Genomic DNA, 20,346 nt, shown 5'->3' with positions numbered 1-20,346 from the left:
CCCCGCGCTTACGCGAAGTCTTTCGCGTACTCGTCCAGCGCGGCCTTGATCTTGTCCTCGAGCTCACCCTTCACCTTGCGGTCGTTCTGGGTGATGTCGTCGAGCAGGTCCTTGTGCGCGGTACGCAGGTGCTTCAGCAGGCCCTCTTCGTAGCGGCCGACTTCCTTCACCGGAACCTTGTCGAGATAGCCGTTGGTGCCGGCAAAGATCACGCACACGATTTCCGCGTTGCTGAGCGGCGCGTATTGCGGCTGCTTCATCAGCTCGGTCAGGCGCGCGCCGCGGTTCAGCAGCTTCTGCGTCGCGGCATCGAGGTCCGAGCCGAACTGCGCGAAGGCCGCCATCTCGCGGTACTGGGCCAGCGACAGCTTCACCGGGCCGGCCACCGAGGACATCGCCTTGGTCTGGGCCGAGGAGCCGACGCGCGACACCGACAGACCGGTGTTCACGGCCGGGCGGATGCCTTGGTAGAACAGTTCGGTCTCGAGGAAGATCTGACCATCGGTGATCGAGATCACGTTGGTCGGAATGAAGGCCGACACGTCGCCGCCCTGGGTCTCGATGATCGGCAGTGCGGTAAGCGAGCCCGAGCCGTTGTCCTCGTTCAGCTTGGCCGAACGCTCCAGCAGGCGGGAGTGCAGGTAGAAAACGTCGCCCGGGTAGGCTTCACGCCCCGGCGGACGGCGCAGCAGAAGCGACATCTGGCGGTAGGCGACAGCCTGTTTCGACAGGTCATCGTAGATGATCAGCGCGTGGCGGCCGTTGTCGCGGAAGAATTCCGCCATGGCAGTCGCCGAATAGGGCGCGAGGAACTGCATCGGCGCCGGGTCCGAGGCGGTCGCGGCCACGACGATCGAATAGTCGATAGCGCCGGTTTCCTCGAGCTTCTTCACCAGCTGGGCAACGGTCGAACGCTTCTGCCCCACCGCGACGTAGATGCAGTACAGCTTTTTCGATTCATCGTCGCCGGCGGCGTCGTTGTAGCTTTTCTGGTTCAGGATCGCATCGAGCGCAACGGCGGTCTTGCCGGTCTGGCGGTCGCCGATGATCAGCTCGCGCTGGCCGCGGCCGATCGGGATCATGGCGTCGACCGACTTGAGGCCGGTCGCCATCGGCTCGTGCACCGATTTCCGCGGGATGATGCCCGGCGCCTTCACGTCGGCCACCCGGCGCTCGGACGCCGCGATCGGGCCCTTGCCGTCGATCGGGTTGCCGAGACCGTCGACCACGCGGCCAAGCAGCGCCTCACCCGCCGGCACGTCGACGATCGACTTGGTGCGCTTGACGGTATCGCCTTCCTTGATGTCCTGGTCCGAGCCGAAGATCACGACACCGACGTTGTCCATCTCGAGGTTGAGCGCCATGCCGGTGATGCCGCCGGGGAATTCCACCAGCTCGCCCGCCTGCACGTTGTCGAGGCCGTGAACCCGCGCGATCCCGTCACCCACGGACAGCACGCGGCCGACTTCTGCGACTTCCGCCTCCTGGCCGAAGTTCTTGATCTGCTCCTTGAGGATCGCAGAAATCTCAGCTGCTTGGATACCCATTTATCCGACCTCTTTCATTGCATTCTGGAGGGAGGCAAGCTTCGAGCGGATCGAGGTGTCGATCATCTTCGAGCCCACTTTCACGACGAGGCCGCCGATCAGCCCCTCGTCCACAGTCGTTTTCAGTTTGATGTCCTTGCCGATCTGCGACTTCAGCGCCGCGATCAGCTTGTCGGACTGCGCCTTGCTCAGTTCGGTGGCCGAACGCACCTCGGCGGTCACCTCGCCCTTTTCCTCGGCGATCAGCGCGCGTAGCACGACGACCAGCTGCGGAAGGACGAAAAGCCGGCGCTTTCCTGCCATCACAGACAAGGTATTCCGCATCAGCGGCGTCAGACCCATCTTGTCCGCGATCGCAGTGATCGCGGCGCCCTGCTGGGCCCGGGTGTAGATCGGCGACGAAATGAGATCGCGCAGATCGGCGCTGCCTTTGAGCGCCTCGTCGATCGCGTCGACGTCACTTTCCAGTTTCGGCAGCGCCTTGTCCTCGCACGCCAGGTCGAAAACGGCCGTGGCGTAGCGGGCGGCGATGCCGGAAGAGGTCGAGGCTGGTTCGGACACGTTCACCCTTCCGCTGTCTTGGCCCCTGCACCGCGCAAACCCCTCCCGATCGGTCGCCGGGATCGATTCACGTTTTGCAAAGGCCTCCCGTGATACATACCGATGTATGTATCCTCAAATCCGGCGGTGGTGTAGCAGAGCAAACCCCGCCTAGCAACCACATTGCTCACGATCCGGTGAGGTTTGGGGACCCGCGTCGCATCGTCACCAGATGCGCGGCGCGACCTGCGACGGGAGGTCGCGATAAAGGTTGCGCTAACGCTCTTGCATTCCGCCCGCCGGCGCGCTGGGGCGCCCGCTTCCCCCACGGCAGGCTGCCGCGTCCCATATTGAGAGATTCGCGAGCGCGCGCGTCCATCATGGCGCCGGGACCGGCCAGACCGGGGACCGAACGGCCCCCGGGGCCCGTCAGATCGGCTTCACCCCCGGCGAGGGAATACCCTCCAGCGCCTTGAGCGGGCGGCGGACGACGGCGCCGAGGCCGGGGCGCGTCGGCGCGAAGGCCTGCTTGGACACCTCGAGCATGAGCACGCCCCCTGCCCGCCAGGGGATCTGCCGCCCGGTGCGCTCCCAGAAGGGTGCGGTGCGCAGCCAGAACCGCTTCTGCGACGGCGGCATGTAAAGCGCCGAAAGGTGCCGTTCCGCCTGGAACCCGTGCCGGCGCAGCTGCGCCTCGAGCTGGCTGGCCGAATAGGGCCGGCCATAGCCGAAGGGCGTCACGTCGCGCCGCGCCCAGAGACCCGCGCGGTTGGGCACGATCACCAGCGCCCGCCCGCCGGGGCCAAGCACCCGCGCGGCCTCTTCCAGCACGGCCGACTGGTTGTCCGAGGTCTCAAGCCCGTGCATCAGGATCAGGCGGTCGACCATCCCGGTCTGCAACGGCCAGTTGCCCTCGGCCGCCAGCGCCGAGACGTTGGGCTGGCCCGCGGGCCAGGGCATCACCCCCTGCGGCGCGGGCATCAGCGCCACAACGCGGCGCGCGTCGGCCAGATAAGGCCGCAGCAGCGGCACGGCGAATCCATAGCCCACAACAGTCTGGTTCGCGGCCCTCGGCCAGAGCGCGAGCACCTGGTCGCGCACCGCCTTCTGGGCCACCCGCCCGAGGCCCGTGCGGTAATAGAAGCTGCGCAGGTCGAGCACGTCGAGATGCACCGGCCATCGTCCTTTTCCATCGCGCCCCCGACACCGGCGGGCAGCCTCTTCCCCAGCCCGCGGGGGCCATCGCGTTCCGTCCCCGCCTTGCCGACGGGGGCGATCCGCTCCACATTCCGGGAAAGCATACAAAACCACTGGGGAAACGCCATGGCCCTCGAGATCGTCACAGTACCCTGTCTGAAGGACAACTACGCCTACATCGTGAAGGGCCCGGACGGCGTCATGCTGATCGACGCGCCCGAGGCCGCGCCGATCGCCGCCGAACTTCGCGCGCGCGGATGGTCCTTGGACACGCTGCTGATCACCCACCACCACCACGACCATGTCGGCGGCGTCGAGGAACTGCGCGCGGCGCACGGCTGCGTGGTCATGGGGCCGGCAGACGAGGCCGACAAGCTGCCGCCCCTCGACCGCGGGCTGACCGAGGGCGACACCGTGGGCGCCGGCGACCTTGCGGCCCATGTGATCGCGGTGCCGGGCCACACGCTGGGACACGTGGCCTTCCACTTCCCCGCCGGCCCCGCCGTCTTCACCGCCGACAGCCTGATGGCCGCGGGCTGCGGGCGCGTCTTCGAAGGCACGCCGGAAATGATGTGGGAAAGCCTGTCGAAGCTTGCCGCCCTGCCACCCGAGACCATGGTCTATTCCGGCCACGACTACACGCTCGCGAACCTGAAATTCGCCCGCACGATCGAGCCGGAGAACCCCGAGCTGGTGGCCCGCGTCGACCGCATCGTCTCGGCCAAGGTGCAGAAGCAGCCGACGGCACAGGCGCCGCTTTCGGAAGAACTGGCGACCAACCCTTTTCTTCGCGCGGGGGAACCCCATATGAGGCAGGCACTGGGACTGGCCGAGGCCACCCCGGCGCAAGTCTTCGCCGAAATCCGTTCCCGCAAGGATCGCTTCTGAGCGCCCCCTATACGTCTGAGGTGTGCCGGCCACATTTTGGGCGTTTGCGGAATATTACGGATATTCTGAGAGAAAAGCCTTGAAGCGGCGGAAATAAAGCCGAACTCTAAACCTATGAGGCAACGGTGAGTTCGGGCCTCGGCCCGGCCCTCACCCAGATTGGAGAGGAGCACGAAACGTGCCGTCATTCTCGACAACGCTTGAACAGGCCATCCACGGCGCCCTGGCCCTGGCGAATGCGCGCCGACATGAACTCGCGACGCTAGAACACCTGCTTCTGGCGCTGACCGACGAACCCGACGCCGCCAAGGTGATGCGGGCGTGTTCCGTCGATCTCGAGGTGCTGCGCAAGTCGCTCAACGACTTCATCGACGAGGAACTCTCGACGCTCGTGACAGACGTCGAAGGGTCCGAGGCGGTGCCGACCGCCGCGTTCCAGCGCGTGATCCAGCGCGCGGCGATTCACGTCCAGTCGTCGGGCCGGTCCGAAGTGACCGGTGCAAACGTGCTGGTCGCGATCTTCGCCGAACGGGAATCGAACGCCGCCTACTTCCTGCAGGAGCAGGACATGACGCGCTACGACGCGGTGAACTTCATCGCCCATGGCGTGGCCAAGGATCCGTCCTTTGGCGAGGCCCGCCCGATCACCGGCGCGGAACCCGCCGAAGAGGCGCAGAAATCCGAGGGCGGCAATGCCGAATCCAAGGAATCCGCGCTGGCGAAATACTGCGTCGACCTGAACGCCAAGTCGCGCAAGGGCGACGTCGATCCGCTGATCGGCCGCGAGCATGAGGTGGAGCGCTGCATTCAGGTGCTGTGCCGCCGCCGCAAGAACAACCCGCTTCTGGTGGGCGATCCCGGCGTGGGCAAGACCGCCATCGCCGAGGGCCTGGCCTGGAAAATCGTCCAGGACGAGGTGCCCGAGGTTCTGGCCGGGGCCACCATCTTCTCGCTCGACATGGGCGCGCTTCTGGCGGGCACCCGCTATCGCGGCGATTTCGAGGAACGGCTGAAGGCCGTGGTGAAGGAGCTGGAGGATCACCCCGATGCGATCCTCTTCATCGACGAGATCCACACAGTGATCGGTGCGGGCGCCACTTCCGGCGGCGCGATGGATGCCTCGAACCTGCTGAAGCCCGCGCTTCAGGGCGGCAAGCTGCGCTGCATGGGCTCCACCACCTACAAGGAGTTCCGCCAGCACTTCGAGAAGGACCGCGCGCTGAGCCGCCGGTTCCAGAAGATCGATGTGAACGAGCCCTCGATCGACGACGCGGTGAAGATCCTGATGGGGCTGAAGCCGTACTTCGAGAAGCACCACGACATCCGCTACACCCAAGATGCGATCCGCGCCGCGGTGGACCTGTCGTCGCGCTACATCCATGACCGCAAGCTGCCCGACAAGGCGATCGACGTGATCGACGAGGCCGGCGCGGCCCAGCATCTGGTCGCGGAATCGAAGCGCCGCAAGACGATCTCTCCCAAGGAGATCGAGGCGGTGGTGGCCAAGATCGCTCGGATCCCGCCAAAGAACGTCACCAAGGACGATGCCGAGGTCCTCAAGGATCTCGAAGGCTCGCTCAAGCGCGTGGTGTTTGGGCAGGACAAGGCGATCGAGGCGCTGGCCTCGGCGATCAAGCTGTCCCGCGCGGGCCTGCGCGAACCGGAAAAACCGATCGGCAACTACCTGTTCGCGGGTCCCACCGGTGTCGGCAAGACCGAGGTCGCGAACCAGCTGGCCAACACGCTGGGGGTGGAGCTTCTGCGCTTCGACATGTCGGAATACATGGAGAAGCACGCGGTTTCGCGCCTGATCGGCGCCCCGCCCGGCTATGTCGGCTTCGATCAGGGCGGCATGCTGACCGACGGGGTCGACCAGCACCCGCATTGCGTGCTGCTGCTGGACGAGATCGAAAAGGCGCACCCGGATGTCTACAACATCCTGCTGCAGGTGATGGACCACGGGAAGCTGACCGACCACAACGGCCGGACGGTGGATTTCCGCAACGTGATCCTGATCATGACCTCGAATGCGGGCGCGGCCGACATGGCCAAGGCCGCGATCGGCTTCGGGCGCGACCGTCGCGAGGGCGAGGATACCGCCGCGATCGAGCGGACCTTCACGCCCGAGTTCCGCAACCGTCTGGACGCGGTCATCTCCTTCGCGCCGCTGCCGCGCGAGGTGATCCTGCGGGTGGTCGAGAAGTTCGTGCTTCAGCTCGAGGCGCAGCTGTTCGACCGCGGCGTGAACATCGAGCTGTCTGACGAGGCGGCCGACTGGCTGGCCACGGAAGGCTACGACGACAAGATGGGCGCGCGTCCGCTGGGCCGTGTGATCCAGGAGCACATCAAGAAGCCGCTGGCCGAAGAGCTGCTGTTCGGCAAGCTGACCAAGGGCGGGCTGGTGAAGGTCGGCGTCAAGGACGACAAGATCGTGCTGGAGTTCGAAGAGCCCCAGAAAGGCCGGCTGTCGAATTCGAAGCCGCCGCTCCTGACCGCCGAGTAAGGCGCGACCGGAAAACGACGAAGGCCCCCGGAGACTACTCCGGGGGCCTTTTCACATCGCGCGGGCCAAGCCCAAATTTCTTCGAAGAAATTTGGCAAGAAAATTCGAATTTTCTTGGGCCCGCCGCTGCCGTTCGAAGGAAGTGCCGAATGCGGATCAGCCCCCTGCGCGAGGTGCCGGAGATGGCCGCGCTCGTCGCCCGGCGTGCCTGGGCCGCCTGGTGGCAAGGCACCGAGATGACGACAGACGCCTATCGCGCCGGGATCGCGGCCACCGCCGGAACGGACGGAATGCCGCGCACGCTGGTCGCCCATGATGCCGGGCGTTACTTCGGGTCCGTCTTGCTGATCGCCTCGGATCTGCCCTCGCGCCCGGCACTGACCCCCTGGATCGCCGCGCTCTGGGTCGAGCCGCAGGCACGCCGTCAGGGCCTTGCCGTCCGCCTGATGACTGCGGCCCGGGCCGAGGCCGGGCGCCTGGGGTACCCGATCTGCCATCTCTGCGCCGAGCCGCGGATCGCGCCCTACTACCTGGCGCGCGGCTTCACGCTGCGGGAAAGCGATATCGAGGGGCTGGAAGTGATGACAATCCCCGCCATCGCACCCTCCATCCCGTCGGCCCTGCCCTAGCGCTCGGTCAGCTTCATCTCGATGCGGCGGTTCTGCGCCCGGGCATCGGGCGTATCGCCGGTGGCCACGGGCTGGTACTCGCCAAAACCCGCCGCGGCCAGGTGATCGGGCGGGAACCCCAGCGTGTTGATCATGTAATGCACCACGGACAGAGCGCGGGCCTGGGATAGCTCCCAGTTGTCGGCGAACTGGCCGTTGCCGGTCAGCGGCGTCTTGTCGGTGAAACCGTCGACCTCGAGGATCCAGTTGATCGAGGACGGGATCTCTGCCGCGATGGTCTTGAGCGTCTGCGTGACGTTCGCGATCTGGTTCTTGCCCTCGGGCGAGAGCGTGGCCGAGCCCGGCTCGAACAGCACCTCGGAGGAGAACACGAACCGGTCGCCGACGATCCGCACCCCCGGCTGATCCTTCAGCACCTGCCGGAGCTTGCCGAAGAATTCCGACCGGTATTGTTCGAGGTTCTGCGCCTTCTCCTCGGCGGCCTTGCGGGCGGCCTCTTCGGCGGCGAGGCGCTTTTTGGTTTCCATTGCGACCTGCGCCAGCGCCGCGTTCAACTGGCTGCCAAGCGCCTGGATCTGAACCTTGTTCTTGGTATCCTTGGCCTGCGACGCGTCAAGCATCCCCTGCAGCGTCTGCAACTGGCTGCGCAGCGCCGAAAGCTGCTGGTTCAGAAGCGCCACCTTGCGCTGGCTGTCGGCCGATTTCGCCTTTTGCTGGGACAATTCCTTGTTCGCCACGGCCAGAAGGGCCGCCTGCTTCTGCGCCTCGGTGAGCTGGGCCTGCTGCTTGTCCTTGGCCTGTTTCTCGGCAGCCTGCGCCGCGGCCAACAAGGTCAGCGTATCCTCGGCCTTCTTGCGCTGCTCCTCGAGCGCCAGGGTCATCGCCGTCAATTCATCCTGCGATTTCTTGAGTTTGTCCTTCAGAAGCTTCGCCGCCGCCGCATCTGCCAGCCGCTGCTTGTCGGCATCGCTGAACTTGTCCTGCGCATCCTTCAGCTTTTCCTGAAGCGCCTTCGCCGCGGCTTCCTCGGCCAGCTTCGCCTTCTGCGCATCCGACAGGTCCGACTGCACCTTGGCCAGCTGGTCCGAGGCCGCCTGCGTCTTGTCCTTCTGGTCCGAAAGTTCCGCGGCCAGCGCGGCGAGAGAACTGTCCTTCTCCGCCGCCTGCGACTTCAGGCTCGCGATCAGCTGTTGCAGGGCGTCCGCACGGGCCGCGGCCAGGCGCGCGGCTTCGGCCTTGTCGTCGATCTCCTTGCGGGCCTTTGCCACGGCCAGCTGCAACGCATCACGCTGCGATTGCAGGTCGCTCACCTTGGCGTTCAGGTCGCTCGTGGTCTTCTCCGCCGCCGCCTTGTCTGCCAGAAGCCCCGCCACCTGCGCCTGGAACGAGGTGATCTTGTCCTGCGCCGCCTTCAGGTCGCTGGCCTTCTGCGCCAGCTGCCCGTTGAGCGAGGCGATCAGCGCGGTCTGCTGGTCCGCCTTCTGCCGCGCCACCTTCAGATCACCGGTCAGCGCCGCAGTCTTCTTCTTCTCCAGCCCCAGCGCTTTGGCCAGCCCCGACAGCTGGGTGTTCAGCTCGCTCAACTGGCTGTCCTGCGTGGTGATCGTCTCGCGCAGCACGAATTGCACGATCATGAAGATCGTCAGCACGAAGATCAGCACCATCAGGAGCGAGGTCATCGCGTCGACGAAGCCGGGCCAGATCGGGGCTTCGCCGCGGGACGAGGATCCTCGGCGCGACAATCCCATCGCGTCAGCCCCGCCCGCCGTCGGTACGACCGTCGATACGGCCGAGCGCGCGGATCGCCTTGGTAAGCTGCGCGATGTCACCGCGCAGCTCGCTCAGGCTTTCCTGCCGGCCCGCCGACAGCTCCTCGAGGATGCGCAGAAGCTGCACGTCGATGGAGCGCAGGCGCATCCGGCTCTCGGCATCGCCGCCGGCGCCGCCCCCGCCCTCGTCGTCGGACAGGATCTCGACCACCCGCTCCTGCCCCGTGACGAGGCGTTCCATCAGCGCGCGCTCGACCCCGTTGTCATGGCGGGTGGCCCGGTCCTCTGCCATGCCCTGGGTCAGCCGCTCCACCGCAACGGCGACATCGCCCAGCCGCTGCGTGGTCTCGGCCCGGCTCGCCTCGCTCTGCGCGACGAGGGCCTGGAGGTTCTCCATCTGCTCGGCCATCTGGTCGATCACCGCGGCCAGCACGCCATGCTCGCCGTCGCCGCCCCCGTCGGCCAGCCCCAGCCGCGTGATCGTCGAAAGCCAATCCTCGAGCTGGCGGTAGAAGCGGTTCTCGGCCTGGCTCGCGAACAGCTCCAGCAGCCCCACGACCAGCGACCCCGCCAGACCCAGCAGCGACGAGGAAAACGCCGTCCCCATCCCGCCCAGCTGCTTCTGCAGGCCGCCCATCAGGTTGCCGAACACCTCGACCGCGCTCTGCCCTTCCTTGGGGGCCAGCGACTGGATTGTCTGCACCACGGCGGGCACGGTGTTGGCCAGCCCCCAGAAGGTGCCCAGAAGGCCCAGGAACACCAGCAGGTTCACCAGGTAGCGCGTGATGTCGCGCGCCTCGTCGATGCGGGTCGCCACGGAATCGAGGATCGACGAGGCCGAGGTCGCCGAGATCTGCGACCGCGCGCCGCGCGACCGCAGCAGCTGCGCCAGCGCGGCCAGCAGGCGCGGCGCGCGCACGAACTGGTGCCCGGGCAGGTGCTTGGCGAAATCGCTGATCCAGCGCACCGATGAGAACAGCCGCGCCACCTGCCAGAAACAAGACAGCACACCGACCAGGAAAACGAGGAAGATCAACCCGTTGAGGTAGGGGTTCGACAGGAACACGCCAGAGACCCGCGGCCAGGCGAACCAGCCGCCGACGGCCACCAGCGCCACCACGATCAGCATCGTGGTCAGCTGCCGCACCGGTTGCTTGAAGAACCGTTCCGCGTCGCTTCCAGCCGTGTCCATGTACTACTTCCGCCCCAGTTTCGCGCCCACCCTAGCGGCGGCGCACGGGCGTCACAACCGGCCTCTCCCGACGCCTCCGCCGCTCCGGCCCGGCGTGGCCCCCAGGCAACTCACGCCCGGCCCGCGCCCTCCGCCTTTCATTGTTCCCCAAATACGCCGGGGGTGCAGGGGGCAGCGCCCCCGCCGGCCCGCCGCTCAGGCCCCGCGCAGCGCCCGGACCCGCGCGCTCAGCCAGCCAAGATCCGGATCCGCGATCCCCAGCTCGGCCAGATGTGCCTCGGTGTTGTAGAGATACTCGCAGTTCGGGCCCCGCCCACCCTCGGCATGGGCGATGATCCGCGCCTGCTCCTCCAGTGGCAGCCCGCCGCAATACTGCACGTGATCGGGGTCGATGACATAGGTCAGCGCGCGCACCGCCGGCCCGTCCGTCAGTTCCGCCGCCTGCCAGGTCTCCAGATAGGCCGAGGAGATCAGCTCTCGCTCGCGCAGATAAGCGATCGTGGCCTCCTCGGCGCCCGCCTCGACGGCAAAGCACACCCCGTCGCACACCGCCCCCTCGGCCGCGTCGAGCGCCAGCACGAGGCCCGGCTCTGCCTCGGTGCCGCGGTGGTGGATCGAGCGCATGCAGAACGACCGGTGCCAGCCCGGCAGCCGGGCGATCCGGCGTTCGGCCACCGGAAAACCCGGGTGCCAGATCAACGAGCCGTAACCAAAGACCCACAGGGTGTTGTCCGTCATTGCCTTTCCAATCGCTTTCCTCTCGCGCGCGGCCCCTGTAAACACCCTCGGCAAGCTAAGGGAAAGGCCGGATGCGCTGGATCATCGGGATCGTCATCGCGCTTGGCGCGCTCTGGGGCGGCTACTGGGTCGCGGGCAGCACGGCGCTGGAACGCGGCGTCGAGGCGGCGTTCCAGAAGGCGCGGGCCGATGGGCGGGTGGCCTCCTACACCGCGCTCCGGGTGCAGGGCTTTCCCAACCGCTTCGACCTGAGCCTGCATGACGTGACGCTTGGGGCCCCCGGAAACCGCCTTGTGTGGCACGCGCCGGGGGTGCAGCTCTTCGCGCTCAGCTACCGACCGAACCGGATGATCGCCTCGCTGGACGGCACGCAGACGCTGGACCTGCCGGGGCAGAAGCTGTCGGTCGACGGCCAGCAGATCGGCGCCAACTTCAACCTCGCCGCCGATACCGCACTCAGCTTCGACAGCCTCGCGCTGGTGGGCGACAAGCTTTCGGTCACCTCCTCTGCCGGCTGGGGTGCGACGCTGAAACAGGCGCGGCTCGCCGCGAACCGGCTGGCGGGCCCGGCCACCTATCGCTTCGGTGCCGAACTGGTCGACATCGTGCCGAACCCGACGCTCCGGGCCCGGATCGACCCCAAGGGCGCCCTGCCCGACCGGATCGGCCTCGTGCATCTCGAGGGGCAGGTGACGCTATCGGCCCCGCTCGACCGGCACGCGGGACAGACCCGGCCCCGCGCGACGGCGCTGGCGCTCACCGATACGCGGCTTGACTGGGGGCCGGTGAAGGCCACCGCGAACGGAAAGCTGACGGTCGGCGCCAACGGGGTGCCCGAGGGCCGTATCACGCTGTCGGTCACCCATTGGCAGCCGCTGATCGACATTGCCGAGGCGCAGGGCCTGATCAAGCCCGGGGTGGCCCCCACCTGGCGCAATGCGCTGGCCGCGCTGGCCAAGGGGTCGGGTGCGCCCGACACGGTCTCGCTGCCGCTCAGCTTCCACGACGGATGGATGAGCCTCGGGCCGCTGCCGCTGGGCCCGGCACCGCGACTGGCGCCCGCTGCGGCCCCTTCCTGAGTCCAATCCCGGGCGGCGTCCCACGCCTCACCCGATAGCCTAGCGACAGTAGGGCCCGCCCCGGTAATGGGCGGTATCGAAGTGGAAATGCGTCTTGTGATAGCCGTCGCTGCCCGGCCCAAGCGTGGTGCCGAAGATCCCGCAGGCCGCGCCATAGGCCGCATGCATCCAGCGGGTGGCGCGGTAATCCTTGGCGACGCTCCGCACCGTTCCGTCGCGCAGGGTGAATTCCGAGATATCGACGGCATGGCCCAGACCATGCTCCGAGATCCTCGCACCCTTGCGGTTGTTGCGGGGCCGGCAGACGTAGGACGCGGCGATGTGCAGCTTGACCACCCCGCCGCCGCGGCGCCCGACAGCGGGCTTCAGCCCCGAGCGGATCCACCTTTGCAACGTCCGCGCCGTGGTGCAGTCGATCACCGCCGGCGGATCGAGGGCAAGGCCCGCGACGCCGGTCACGCGCACCGGCGCGGGAATGCCGCAGCCCTCCACCGGGCTGGTGATCTCGGCGATGCGTGTGCCGTGGATGCCCCGGTCGCCGCAGATCCAGCCGTTGCCCTCCCGCTCGGCCTGCGGCACCCGGTGCTTGCCGAAGATCGCAGCCAGCCCAGACGGCTGCGGCACGACCTTGGCCGACCCGCCGGGCACCGCAGGCGGAGGAGAGACCTCGGGGCGCGCCCGCGGCAGGAGCGAGACGCGGGGGCCATGCCCCGCCCGATCTTCTTGCCCCGCCTGCTCTTCCTGCACCGCGATTGTCCCCGTTGGCGCGGCAGTGGCGCCCTTGCCCACCGGGACGGGACGCAAGGGCGGCCGGGTGGCAGGGCCGGAAGGCAGCGGCGCCGGCGTGGCCAAAGCGCCAGGGCGCGGCTTCGGCAGGGGAGAGACGCGGGGCGGTTCGGCGACGGCGGGTCCCGCCATCGCCAGAAGCGCCGTCAGTAGAACCGGCAGGAGCGCGGGCGCCCCGGCGCGGAGCGTCACCCCTCGGCCTTGGCGCGGCCGAAGTCGGGGGCGGCGGTGTCCTGCCCGGCCTCGATGATGCCACGGCGGATCGCGCGGGTATGGGTGAAGTAATCGAACAGGAGCTGGCCGTCGCCCGTCCGGATCGCGCGCTGGAGGGCAAAGAGTTCCTCGGTGAACCGGCCGAGGATCTCCAGCGTCGCCTCCTTGTTGGTCAGGAAGACGTCACGCCACATCGTCGGGTCCGAGGCCGCAATGCGGGTGAAATCGCGGAAACCGGCGGCGGAATAGCGCACCACCTCGCTGTCGGTGACACGGCTCAGGTCGTCGGCCACGCCCACCATCGTGTAGGCGATCAGGTGCGGCACGTGGCTGGTGACGGCCAGCACCAGATCATGGTGCGCGGCCTCCATCTCCCCGACATTGGCGCCCATCGCCTCGCAGAAGCCGCGCAGCCGGGCAACCGGCACCGGGTCCGCGCCGGGCAGCGGCGTGAGAAGCCACCAGCGATTGCGAAAGAGCGTGGCAAAGCCCGACCGGGGCCCCGAATGTTCCGTGCCCGCGATCGGGTGGCCGGGGATGAAATGCACGCCGTCGAGCATCTTCGGCCCGACCGCGTCGATCACCGCCTGCTTGACCGAGCCGACATCGGTGACCGTCGTGCCCGGGCGCAGATGCGGCCCGATCTCGGCGGCGATCGCGGCCATCGCCCCCACCGGGACGGCAAGAACGACGAGATCCGCGCCCATGACGGCCTCGGCCGCGGTGGCATGGATCGAATCGCACAGGCCGATCTCCTTGGCGATGACCCGGGTCTCGGGGCTTTTCGCATGGCCCGCGATGTGGTCGGCCAGCCCGAACTGGCGAATCGCGTGGGCCATGGACGAGGCGATCAGCCCAAGCCCGATCAGTGCCACTCGTTGGTAGATCGCCATCAGCGCTGTCCCTTGAATTGTGCGATGGCATGGGCCACCCGGCGGCACGAGGCCTCGTCGCCCACGGTGATGCGCAGGCAGTTCGGAAGGCCGTAGCCCGCGACCTTGCGCACGATCAACCCCTCGCGCTTGAGATGCGCGTCGCAGGCGTCGGCCTCGGCCGCATCGGCGAAGCGGGCGAGGATGAAATTGGTGGTAGAGGTGTCCGAGGGCACGCCGACCTCGGCCAGCGCCTCTGCCAGCCAGGCGCGCAGGCGGCTGTTTTCCTGACGGCAGCGCGACACCCATTCCTGATCGCGCATCGCCGCCTCGGCGGTCTCAAGCTGCGCCGACGACAGGTTGAACGGCGCGCGGATGCGGTTGAGAACGTCGATCACCTCGCGCGGGCCATAGCCCCAGCCGATCCGCAGACCGCCAAGGCCGTAAATCTTGGAGAAGGTGCGCGTCATCACCACGTTGCGGCGCGCCTCGACCAGCGCCTTGCCGCCGTCGAACCCCTCGACGAATTCGGCATAGGCGCCGTCGAGCACAAGCAGCGCCTGCTTGGGGATGTTCTCGGCCAGCCGCGCGACCTCTCCACCGCCGATCATGGTGGCGCTGGGGTTGCCCGGGTTGGTCAGGAAGACGATCTTCGTCTTGTCGCTGCAGGCCGCGAGGATCGCGTCGACATCCACCACCCGCTCGCGCTCGGGCGCGACCACCGGGGTGGCGCCAACCGCGTGGATCAGCACGTCGTAAAGCGAAAAGCCATGCTCGGTCCGCACGATCTCGTCCCCCGGGCCGGCATAGGCCTGGCACAGGAAGGTCAGCACCTCGTCCGAGCCCGCGCCGCAGATGATGCAATCGGGGTCGAGGCCGTGCACCTCGGCGATCGCGGTGCGCAGGCCGGCGTGGTCGGTGTTGGGATAGCGGTGGAGCTGGTGGACCGCGCGGGCAAAGGCCTCGCGCGACTTCTCCGAGGGGCCGAACGGGTTCTCGTTCGAGCTGAGCTTCACCACGTTCGAGACGCCCGCGATATGGGACTGCCCGCCGTGATAAAGCTCGATCTCCAGGATGCCGGGCTGGGGTACGGGTCGGTCGTTCATCGCGGTCCTCATGGTCACGGCCCCGTCATAGCGGCGGCCCCGGCGGCAGACCAGCCCCTTCGCGCCTGCGGCGAAGCTTGGGTGCGACCTGTGGCAGGGATGCGAAAGGCGGCCCGCAGCAGAGGGGGCCGAGGGGCCGCCCCGGGGTCGCCCCTCCGCCTTCACTCCGCCTTCATGCGCTCCGGTGCGCCGGTGGCCATGTTCGTCCCGAGGTAGGGCATCTTCGAGGCTTTCCAGTTGCCGAACCCGCCCTCGAGATGCGCGATCTTGTCGAATCCCTTCTGGCCGAGGCACATCTCGGCCGCCTTGCGCGAGCGCTTGGCCGACCCGCAATAAAGCACCACCGGCTTGTCGCCCCCCACCGGCATCGACACCGCGCCGAGGTTCGCCAGCGGGGCAAGAAGCGCGCCGGGGATACTCTCGAACATGTATTCCTGCGGCGTGCGCACGTCGATCAGAACGATCTCTCCGTCCATCATCGCCTCCTGCACCTCGTCGGGGGTCCAGGTCTCCAGCTGCTTGCCGTCGATATCCTCGGTCTTCATCTCGCATTCTCCTGATCGCAACGTTCGGGGCGCCGGTCGACCGGACCGGCCGACCGCCTCCAAGAACATATTCGGGAAACAGAATGCCGCAAGGGGTCATCACCCGACGGCCCGGGACTTGGCGCGGCGCCACCATGCCGATGTGTGCGGCGGCAGTACGGAAGGCCCAACGGCCGCGCGGCGCCCGCGCTCGCCCTGACAATTGTCGTGCAGATGCAGAAAGGCCCGCCACCAGGGCGGGCCTTCCATCGCGTTCCCCGAAAGAGGCGCGATCAGTTCTTGGCGTAGTATTCGACCACGAGGTTCGGTTCCATCTGCACCGCGTAGGGCACATCGCCCAGGGCCGGGGTGCGGACGAACGTCGCCGTCAGCTTCGAGTGGTCGGCCTCGATGTAGTCGGGCACTTCACGCTCGGGCAGTTGCACGGCCTCGAGGACAAGGGCCATCTGGCGCGACTTGTCGCGGACCGCGATGACGTCGCCTTCCTTGACCCGGTAGGACGGGATGTTGACGCGCTTGCCGTTCACGGTGACGTGGCCGTGGTTCACGAACTGGCGGGCCGCAAAGACGGTCGGCACGAACTTGGCGCGGTAGACGACGGCGTCGAGGCGACGCTCCAGCAGGCCGATGAGGTTTTCACCGGTGTCGCCCTTCACCCGCTCGGCTTCCGAGTAGATGCGGCGGAACTGCTTTTCGGTCAGGTCGCCGTAGTGGCCCTTGAGCTTTTGCTTGGCGCGCAGCTGGGTACCGAAGTCCGACAGCTTGTTCTTGCGGCGCTGGCCGTGCTGGCCCGGGCCGTATTCGCGCTTGTTCACCGGGGACTTCGGACGGCCCCAGATGTTTTCGCCCATGCGGCGGTCGATCTTGTACTTGGCAGAGGTGCGTTTGGTCACCGCTGATCTCCTTCATAAGGTCTCGAAGGGCGTTGTCCTTTCCCCGAAGGGCGACAGGCAATCCCTTGCGGGAGCCACCAACACCAATGAAAAGCCGGGCGCCTCGGCACCCGGATGGGCGGCTTATACAGGGGGTTTTCGGGGAGTCAACGCCCCCGGTCCGAAAAACCACGCGACGCTAGACCTGTCTGCGCCACGACCCGGCCCTCGACCGCAGCCCCTCCCCCCCGCAGCAACGGCGCGCCGAGAGGCCGCCAAATGCCCGGGGAGGTCTGCTCCGGGCACGGGGGTTTACATCCCCCTCCACGACTGAAAGGCTGTCTTGCGAACCCGAGCACCTGTGCCAACCGCGCGCAGCCTCGCAAATTCCCTTAAGAGAAGAGAGAAAACATGACCCAGGTACAAACTGGCGACAAGGTTCGCATTCATTACACCGGCACGCTCGCCGACGGTTCGGTCTTCGACTCGTCCGAGGGCCGCGATCCCCTCGAATTCACGGTAGGCTCCGGCCAGATCATCCAGGGCCTCGACAACGAGCTGCCCGGGATGGAGATCGGCGAAGCGAAGACCGTCACGATCCCGCCCGAGCAGGCCTATGGTCCGGTGCAGGACGGCGCCAAGCAATCGGTGCCGCGCAGCCAGGTGCCCGAGAACATCCCGCTGGAGCTGGGCACGATGCTCGAGCTGCGCACGCCCGAGGGTCAGACGATGCCGGTTCAGGTGGTCGAGGTCACCGACGAGCACGTCACCCTCGACGCCAACCACCCGCTTGCCGGCAAGGAACTGACCTTCGCCTTCTCGGTGGTCGAGGTCGTCTGAGAGGCGGACGTCGGCGCCGTCTTGTAGGGTGCGTTCAAACGCACCCTACCATGCCGGCCCCCTGCCCTTCGCGGCACCGGAATCCGTGGTCGGGATCAGAGGTATTCCGGCTGCGGCATGCCCAAGACGTGGTAACCGCCGTCGACGCGGACGATCTCTCCCGTCGTGCAGGCGCCGTAGTCCGAGGCCAGGTACACCGCAGTGCCACCCACCGCCTCGAGCGTGGCGTTGACGCGCAGGGGCGCGTTCGCTTCCGTCTGGCGAAAGGTCTTGCGCGCGCCACCGATCGCCGCACCGGCCAACGTCTTCATCGGGCCGGGCGAGATCGCGTTGACGCGGATGTTGTCGGGGCCGAGGTCGTTGGCCAGATACCGCACCGCCGATTCCAGCGCCGCCTTGGCCACACCCATCACGTTGTAATAGGGCGTCACCCGGTTCGACCCCTGGTAGGTCAGGGTCAGGATCGTGCCGCCGCTTGGCATCAGGTGCGACGCGCGGCGCGCCACGTCGATCAGCGAATAGCACGAAATCGTAAGCGAATTGCGGAAGTTCTCACGCGTGGTGTTGATGAACCGCCCGGTCAGCTCGTTCTTGTCCGAATAGGCGATCGCGTGCACCACGAAGTCGAGGCTGCCCCATTCCGATTTCAGGGTCTCGAACGCCCGGTCCATCGAGGCATCGTCCATCACGTCGGCATCGATCAGCACCTTCGCGCCCAGGCTTTCGGCCAGCGGTTGCACGCGCTTGCCGAAGGCCTCGCCCTGATAGGTGAACGCCAGTTCGGCCCCCTCGGCCGCCATCGCCTTGGCAATGCCCCAGGCGATCGAGCGGTCGTTCGCGACCCCCATGATCAGCCCGCGCTTGCCCTTCATCAGATCGGCCATGTGACCTTGTCCCTTCAATCCTTGAGCTTGCTGAACATCAGCGAAGCATTGGTGCCGCCGAAGCCGAAGCTGTTGGAAAGCACGGTATCCAGCGCCACCCCCTCACGCAGGGTGGTCACGATCTCTTCCGGTTTCAGCGCCGGGTCCAGCTCGGTCACATTGGCGGACGCCGCGATGAAATTGCCCTGCATCATCAGAAGCGAATAGATTGCCTCGTGCACGCCGGTGGCCCCCAGCGAATGGCCGGTCAACGACTTGGTGGAGCTGATCGGCGGCGTCGTCCCCTCGCCGAAGATGCGGCGCACTGCCTGCACCTCGCCGATGTCGCCCACCGGGGTCGAGGTGCCGTGCGCGTTGATGTAATCGACCTTGCGGCCCTCGCCCAGCGTCGACACGGCAAGGCGCATCGCGCGCTCGCCGCCCTCGCCCGAGGGCGCGACCATGTCGTAGCCGTCAGAGGTGGCGCCGTAGCCGGTGACCTCGGCATAGATCTTCGCGCCGCGGGCCTTGGCGTGCTCGTATTCCTCGAGCACCAGCACACCGCCGCCGCCGGCGATGACGAAGCCGTCGCGGGTGGCGTCATAGGGGCGCGAGGCGCTGCCGGGGGTGTCGTTGTATTTCGACGACATCGCGCCCATCGCGTCGAACAGGCAGCTGAGCGTCCAGTCCAGTTCCTCGCCGCCGCCGGCGAAGACGATGTCCTGCTTGCCCATCTGGATCAGCTCCACCCCGTTGCCGATGCAATGGGCCGAGGTCGAGCAGGCCGAGGTGATGGAATAGTTCACGCCCTTGATCTTGAACGGCGTGGCCAGGCAGGCCGAGTTCGTCGACGACATGCAGCGCGTGACCATGAACGGGCCCATCCGCTTGGGGCTGCCCTTCTCGATCACCGTCTGGTGCGCCTGGAAGAAGTTCGAGGTGGACGGACCGCCCGAGCCCATGATCAGGCCCGAACGCTCGTTCGAGACGTCGGTTTCCTCGAGCCCGGCATCGGCGATCGCCTGCTCCATCGCGATGAAGTTGTAGGCCGCCCCGTCGCCCATGAAGCGCAGGTTGCGCTTGTCGATGTGCTCGGACACGTCGATCTGGGGTTGGCCCTTCACGCGGCTGCGGAAGCCATGCTCGGCATAATCCTCGGCGAAGACGATCCCCGAGCGGCCGGCGCGGAGGCTGGCCTCCACTTCGGTTGCATTGTTTCCGATGGGCGAGACGATCCCCAGCCCGGTGACGACGACGCGGCGCATGTTCGGCCTCCTCATCTATACGTTGGGGTCAGCTCTCGGAGAGCGCGACCTTCATGTCCTTGACCTGGTAGATCACATCACCGTCGGCCTCGACGATCCCGTCGGCGACGCCCATGGTCAGGCGCCGCGTCTGTACGGCCTTGGTGAAGTCGACCTTGTAGGTCAGCATCTTGCGGTCGGGGCGGACCATGCCTGTCAGCTTGACCTCGCCCACGCCGAGGGCATAGCCGCGGCCCTGCCAGCCGCGCCACCCCAGGTTGAATCCGGTAAGTTGCCACAGCCCGTCGAGGCCGAGGCAGCCGGGCATGATAGGGTTGCCCGGGAAGTGACAGCCGAAGAACCACAGGTCCGGGTGGATGTCGAATTCGGCGACCACATGGCCCTTGCCATGCGCCCCCCCGTCCGACGAGATATCGGTGATCCGGTCCATCATCAGCATCGGCGGCTCGGGCAGCTGTGCATTGCCCGGGCCGAAAAGCTCCCCCCGCGCGCAGGCGAGAAGCGCTTCGCGGTCGAAGCTGGTCGGATAGTTCGGCATACGGCCCTGCCCCCTCTGGTGCCCCTGTCGGAGCCGATGCCGGCCTGCGGATGTGCGGCGCGGTTCTCGGTCCTTCCGACCCCTCTACCACCCGTTTCCGAAGTCATGCAAGGGCGCGGCGCCGTGGAGACGCAGGTTCCGCGGCAGCTTCAGGCCGCCAGACGCGCCCCTCCCGGCCCTACCACAGCGGCCGCGAGCGCGGCACGGCACCCCCCCGGGGAGATCGGCGGAGAGCGGCAGGCATGGCCGCGTCATGGCCGCGTCATGGCGCGACCGCCGCCGGATCTCGGGCGCGCCGCCGGCGGGCCCACGCCGGGTTTTCGCGCCGCCGCCGGGCGGGCACCGGGGCGCGCAACCGCCCGGC

19 protein-coding genes are annotated in these 20,346 nt (G+C 67.4%); 5 read left to right on the top strand and 14 right to left on the bottom strand.

The annotated features are described in order from the left end of the window. Positions 1–8: 8 nt before the first annotated feature. From atpA to CVV76_RS18400, 3 genes are all read right to left on the bottom strand, one after another. A complete protein-coding gene (gene atpA / locus CVV76_RS18415; RefSeq protein ID WP_102226156.1) occupies positions 9–1,547 on the bottom strand; it encodes a F0F1 ATP synthase subunit alpha in 1,539 nt (512 codons plus the stop codon). Continuing rightward, on the bottom strand, positions 1,548–2,114 hold the full coding sequence (locus CVV76_RS18410) for a F0F1 ATP synthase subunit delta (protein WP_102226155.1): 567 nt from the start codon (positions 2,112–2,114) through the stop codon (positions 1,548–1,550). Positions 2,115–2,516: 402 nt separating this feature from the next. Further along, positions 2,517–3,260, bottom strand: a complete 744-nt coding sequence (locus CVV76_RS18400) for a class I SAM-dependent methyltransferase (protein ID WP_102226153.1) — start codon at positions 3,258–3,260, stop codon at positions 2,517–2,519. A 150-nt stretch (positions 3,261–3,410) separates the two neighbouring features. On the opposite strand from CVV76_RS18400, the gene gloB reads away from it, so the two are divergent. The 3 genes from gloB (at position 3,411) to CVV76_RS18385 (ending at position 7,304) form a co-directional block, all read left to right on the top strand. Then, the gene (gloB, locus tag CVV76_RS18395; RefSeq protein ID WP_102226152.1) at positions 3,411–4,172 is read left to right on the top strand and encodes a hydroxyacylglutathione hydrolase; all 762 of its coding nucleotides are present in this window, start codon (positions 3,411–3,413) and stop codon (positions 4,170–4,172) included. Between the two features lie 178 nt (positions 4,173–4,350). Beyond that, a complete protein-coding gene (gene clpA, locus CVV76_RS18390) occupies positions 4,351–6,675 on the top strand; it encodes an ATP-dependent Clp protease ATP-binding subunit ClpA (RefSeq protein ID WP_102226151.1) in 2,325 nt (774 codons plus the stop codon). Positions 6,676–6,824: 149 nt separating this feature from the next. Beyond that, on the top strand, positions 6,825–7,304 hold the full coding sequence (locus tag CVV76_RS18385) for a GNAT family N-acetyltransferase (RefSeq protein WP_102226150.1): 480 nt from the start codon (positions 6,825–6,827) through the stop codon (positions 7,302–7,304). Here CVV76_RS18385 and CVV76_RS18380 read toward each other — a convergent pair. The 3 genes from CVV76_RS18380 to CVV76_RS18370 all read right to left on the bottom strand — a co-directional run bounded on the left by CVV76_RS18380 (position 7,301) and on the right by CVV76_RS18370 (position 11,003). Continuing rightward, a complete protein-coding gene (locus tag CVV76_RS18380) occupies positions 7,301–9,052 on the bottom strand; it encodes a peptidoglycan -binding protein (RefSeq protein ID WP_102226149.1) in 1,752 nt (583 codons plus the stop codon). The genes CVV76_RS18385 and CVV76_RS18380 overlap by 4 nt on opposite strands. Before the next feature lie 4 nt (positions 9,053–9,056). Further along, positions 9,057–10,265 carry a biopolymer transporter ExbB gene (locus CVV76_RS18375; protein ID WP_102226148.1) on the bottom strand — a complete coding sequence of 403 codons (1,209 nt, stop codon included), beginning with the start codon at positions 10,263–10,265 and terminating at the stop codon, positions 9,057–9,059. 195 nt (positions 10,266–10,460) lie between these two features. Continuing rightward, positions 10,461–11,003: a gamma-glutamylcyclotransferase gene (locus CVV76_RS18370; RefSeq protein ID WP_102226147.1), complete on the bottom strand. Its 543-nt coding sequence runs from the start codon at positions 11,001–11,003 to the stop codon at positions 10,461–10,463. Between the two features lie 71 nt (positions 11,004–11,074). On the opposite strand from CVV76_RS18370, the gene CVV76_RS18365 reads away from it, so the two are divergent. Further along, the gene (locus tag CVV76_RS18365; RefSeq protein WP_102226146.1) at positions 11,075–12,082 is read left to right on the top strand and encodes a DUF2125 domain-containing protein; all 1,008 of its coding nucleotides are present in this window, start codon (positions 11,075–11,077) and stop codon (positions 12,080–12,082) included. Positions 12,083–12,121: 39 nt separating this feature from the next. Here the strand turns inward: CVV76_RS18365 and CVV76_RS18360 are convergent, their stop codons facing one another. The 5 genes from CVV76_RS18360 to rpsD all read right to left on the bottom strand — a co-directional run bounded on the left by CVV76_RS18360 (position 12,122) and on the right by rpsD (position 16,497). Then, complete coding sequence (locus CVV76_RS18360) at positions 12,122–12,829, bottom strand: extensin-like domain-containing protein (protein ID WP_158243193.1); 708 nt, start codon at positions 12,827–12,829, stop codon at positions 12,122–12,124. Between the two features lie 227 nt (positions 12,830–13,056). Continuing rightward, entirely contained in the window at positions 13,057–13,974 is a 918-nt protein-coding gene (locus CVV76_RS18355) for a prephenate/arogenate dehydrogenase family protein (RefSeq protein ID WP_102226144.1), read from the bottom strand. After that, positions 13,974–15,059: a histidinol-phosphate transaminase gene (gene hisC, locus CVV76_RS18350; protein WP_102226143.1), complete on the bottom strand. Its 1,086-nt coding sequence runs from the start codon at positions 15,057–15,059 to the stop codon at positions 13,974–13,976. The genes CVV76_RS18355 and hisC overlap by 1 nt, the downstream gene beginning before the upstream one ends. A gap of 161 nt (positions 15,060–15,220) precedes the next feature. Next, complete coding sequence (locus CVV76_RS18345; protein WP_102226142.1) at positions 15,221–15,604, bottom strand: rhodanese-like domain-containing protein; 384 nt, start codon at positions 15,602–15,604, stop codon at positions 15,221–15,223. Positions 15,605–15,876: 272 nt separating this feature from the next. Continuing rightward, entirely contained in the window at positions 15,877–16,497 is a 621-nt protein-coding gene (gene rpsD, locus CVV76_RS18340) for a 30S ribosomal protein S4 (RefSeq protein WP_102226141.1), read from the bottom strand. Between the two features lie 390 nt (positions 16,498–16,887). Between rpsD and CVV76_RS18335 the strand changes: the two genes are divergently transcribed. Further along, the gene (locus tag CVV76_RS18335) at positions 16,888–17,316 is read left to right on the top strand and encodes an FKBP-type peptidyl-prolyl cis-trans isomerase (RefSeq protein WP_102226140.1); all 429 of its coding nucleotides are present in this window, start codon (positions 16,888–16,890) and stop codon (positions 17,314–17,316) included. A gap of 95 nt (positions 17,317–17,411) precedes the next feature. Here the strand turns inward: CVV76_RS18335 and CVV76_RS18330 are convergent, their stop codons facing one another. Genes CVV76_RS18330 through fabA form a run of 3 tightly spaced genes read right to left on the bottom strand, consistent with a single transcriptional unit; the run spans position 17,412 to position 19,982 of the window. After that, a complete protein-coding gene (locus CVV76_RS18330) occupies positions 17,412–18,200 on the bottom strand; it encodes an enoyl-ACP reductase FabI (RefSeq protein WP_102226139.1) in 789 nt (262 codons plus the stop codon). A 14-nt stretch (positions 18,201–18,214) separates the two neighbouring features. Next, a complete protein-coding gene (gene fabB, locus CVV76_RS18325) occupies positions 18,215–19,444 on the bottom strand; it encodes a beta-ketoacyl-ACP synthase I (RefSeq protein ID WP_102226138.1) in 1,230 nt (409 codons plus the stop codon). Between the two features lie 28 nt (positions 19,445–19,472). Further along, positions 19,473–19,982: a bifunctional 3-hydroxydecanoyl-ACP dehydratase/trans-2-decenoyl-ACP isomerase gene (gene fabA / locus CVV76_RS18320; RefSeq protein WP_102226137.1), complete on the bottom strand. Its 510-nt coding sequence runs from the start codon at positions 19,980–19,982 to the stop codon at positions 19,473–19,475. Between the last annotated feature and the right edge of the window lie 364 nt (positions 19,983–20,346).

Source organism: Acidimangrovimonas sediminis (genome assembly GCF_002871005.1).
GTDB classification, from domain to species: Bacteria; Pseudomonadota; Alphaproteobacteria; order Rhodobacterales; family Rhodobacteraceae; genus Acidimangrovimonas; species Acidimangrovimonas sediminis.
Note: the sequence above shows the minus strand (reverse complement) of the source record. Positions and strands in the feature narration are given on the sequence as shown.

What these genes read in the sequence shown, in the direction of transcription:
- CVV76_RS18375 (WP_102226148.1), bottom strand. Translation starts at nt 10,265, where the DNA reads ATGGACACGGCTGGAAGCGACGCGGAACGGTTCTTCAAGCAACCGGTG.
- CVV76_RS18335 (WP_102226140.1), top strand. Translation starts at nt 16,888, where the DNA reads ATGACCCAGGTACAAACTGGCGACAAGGTTCGCATTCATTACACCGGC.
- fabB (WP_102226138.1), bottom strand. Translation starts at nt 19,444, where the DNA reads ATGCGCCGCGTCGTCGTCACCGGGCTGGGGATCGTCTCGCCCATCGGA.
- CVV76_RS18355 (WP_102226144.1), bottom strand. Translation starts at nt 13,974, where the DNA reads ATGGCGATCTACCAACGAGTGGCACTGATCGGGCTTGGGCTGATCGCC.
- gloB (WP_102226152.1), top strand. Translation starts at nt 3,411, where the DNA reads ATGGCCCTCGAGATCGTCACAGTACCCTGTCTGAAGGACAACTACGCC.
- fabA (WP_102226137.1), bottom strand. Translation starts at nt 19,982, where the DNA reads ATGCCGAACTATCCGACCAGCTTCGACCGCGAAGCGCTTCTCGCCTGC.
- CVV76_RS18365 (WP_102226146.1), top strand. Translation starts at nt 11,075, where the DNA reads ATGCGCTGGATCATCGGGATCGTCATCGCGCTTGGCGCGCTCTGGGGC.
- CVV76_RS18345 (WP_102226142.1), bottom strand. Translation starts at nt 15,604, where the DNA reads ATGAAGACCGAGGATATCGACGGCAAGCAGCTGGAGACCTGGACCCCC.
- hisC (WP_102226143.1), bottom strand. Translation starts at nt 15,059, where the DNA reads ATGAACGACCGACCCGTACCCCAGCCCGGCATCCTGGAGATCGAGCTT.
- CVV76_RS18380 (WP_102226149.1), bottom strand. Translation starts at nt 9,052, where the DNA reads ATGGGATTGTCGCGCCGAGGATCCTCGTCCCGCGGCGAAGCCCCGATC.
- CVV76_RS18385 (WP_102226150.1), top strand. Translation starts at nt 6,825, where the DNA reads ATGCGGATCAGCCCCCTGCGCGAGGTGCCGGAGATGGCCGCGCTCGTC.
- CVV76_RS18370 (WP_102226147.1), bottom strand. Translation starts at nt 11,003, where the DNA reads ATGACGGACAACACCCTGTGGGTCTTTGGTTACGGCTCGTTGATCTGG.
- CVV76_RS18330 (WP_102226139.1), bottom strand. Translation starts at nt 18,200, where the DNA reads ATGGCCGATCTGATGAAGGGCAAGCGCGGGCTGATCATGGGGGTCGCG.
- atpA (WP_102226156.1), bottom strand. Translation starts at nt 1,547, where the DNA reads ATGGGTATCCAAGCAGCTGAGATTTCTGCGATCCTCAAGGAGCAGATC.